Genomic DNA, 1771 nt, shown 5'->3' on the forward strand with positions numbered 1-1771 from the left:
CTGGCCGCGATCACGGCCGCCACGATCGCCGCCACGGTGGCGTTCGTCGCGGACGCGCCGGGGCTGCGCGCCGAGGAGCGACGCGCCCGGGAACTGGCCGACACGGTGCGCCGGGCCGGCCTGCACGAGGTGTACGCGGACTACTGGACCTGCAACCGGCTGATCTTCAACACCGGTGAGGCGGTGGTCTGCGGGGTGCTGGACGGCAACCTGACGCCGGGGCAGAACCGCTATCCCGCGTACTGGAAGCGGGTGGGGCGGGCGGCTCGGCCCGGGTACGTGGTGGCGGTCGGGTCGTCGGCGGAGCGGGGGCTGCGCCGGCTGCTCGGCGACCGGGCCGACGCGGCCGTGGTGGCCGAGGTCGGTGGCTATCGCGTGTACCACCCGGAGAGCGCCGTGCGGCCGTGGCGCTGAGTGCGGTCGTACCCTGATCCGATGCTCATCCTGCTGCCCCCGTCCGAGGGGAAGGCCGAGGCCGGCACGGGCCGGCGGCTGGACCTGTCCCGGCTCTCCCTGCCGGAGCTGACCCCGGCCCGCGAGGAGGTGCTGGCCGCCCTGGTGGCGCTCTGCGCCGGGCCGGACGAGGTGGCGGCCCGCGCCGCGCTCGGCCTGAGCGAGGGGCAGCGCGGCGAGCTGCGCCGCAACGCGCGGCTGCGGGAGGCGGCCACCGCCCCGGCCGGGCGGATCTATACCGGGGTGCTGTACGAGGCCCTCGACCTGGCCACCCTGCCCCCCGCGGCGGAACGGCTGGCCCGCCGCTCGGTGCTGATCAGCTCCGGCCTCTGGGGCGCGGTCCGCCTCACCGACCGGATCCCGCCCTACCGCTGCCCGGTCGGGGCGAAGCTGCCGGGCGTCGGCGCGCTGTCGGCGTACTGGCGGACGGCGCTCGGGCCGGCGATGGCGGCGGCCGCCGGCAGCGGGCCGGTACTGGACCTGCGCTCCGGCGCGTACGCGGCCACCTGGGCGCCGCGCGGGGCGGTCGCCGAGCGCACGGTGACCGTCCGGGTGCTGCACGAGCGGGCGGTCGACGGGGTGCCCACCCGCTCGGTGGTCAGCCACTTCAACAAGGCCACCAAGGGCCGCCTGGTCCGCGACCTGCTGACCGCCGGCGCCCGGCCGCGCACCGCCGCCGCGCTGGTCGGGGCGCTACGGGACCTGAAGTACACGGTCGAGGAGCAGCCGAGCGCCGCCGGTCGGCCACGCCAGCTCGACATCGTGGTCACCGAGCTGTAACGCGGGCGCCAGCCGCAAATTTTGCTCAAGGCTGGGGCGCAGCGGTTTCGCGCGGCCCGCGCCGGGGGTCACTTTAAGGGAACCCCGACGCAAGGAGCACCCACGATGGCCCCCGAATCCATCAGTCTGCTCGACCGGGCCCGCCCGTCGCCCGTACCGCCGCCGCTGGACTGGCTGACCCTCGCCGACGCGTTCGAGGTGGCCTGCCTGGTGCGCTGCACCCCGCCGCCGGCCAGCGAGGGCCGCCGGCCGGAGATCGGCACGTACCGGGGTGGGATGGCCGAGTTCAACCGGGCGGACGCGGCGCGCCGGATGCGGCAGCTGCTCGGCCGCCTCGACGTGCCGGTCGAGCACGAGCTGGCCACCGGCGGGCTGCGCCGCCGCTACGAGCTGCACCGGCTGTACGTGCCCCGCGAGCACCGGTCGACGTACGCGGCGCTGCTGGAGACCGACCGGCTGGCCACCGTGCTCGACGCGCTGCTCACCCTGGCCCGGGCCGAACGCGAGGAGAACCAGCGGGTCACCGTGGACGCGGCCG

1 protein-coding gene and 2 pseudogenes are annotated in these 1771 nt (G+C 76.5%); all 3 read left to right on the forward strand.

The window, feature by feature from the left end; all coding sequences use genetic code 11:
• A pseudogene (locus ACWEVO_RS36050) lies at positions 1 to 414 on the forward strand (hypothetical protein); the annotation flags it as partial.
• Between the two features lie 21 nt (positions 415 to 435).
• On the forward strand, positions 436 to 1233 hold the full coding sequence (gene yaaA, locus ACWEVO_RS36055; RefSeq protein WP_452311872.1) for a peroxide stress protein YaaA: 798 nt from the start codon (positions 436 to 438) through the stop codon (positions 1231 to 1233).
• A gap of 105 nt (positions 1234 to 1338) precedes the next feature.
• Positions 1339 to 1771, forward strand: a pseudogene (locus ACWEVO_RS36060) (hypothetical protein); the annotation flags it as partial.

This window comes from Micromonospora sp. NPDC003776 (genome assembly GCF_053605645.1).

Coding starts and splice junctions, on each gene's coding strand:
- yaaA (WP_452311872.1), top strand. CDS start 436: ATGCTCATCCTGCTGCCCCCGTCCGAGGGGAAGGCCGAGGCCGGCACG.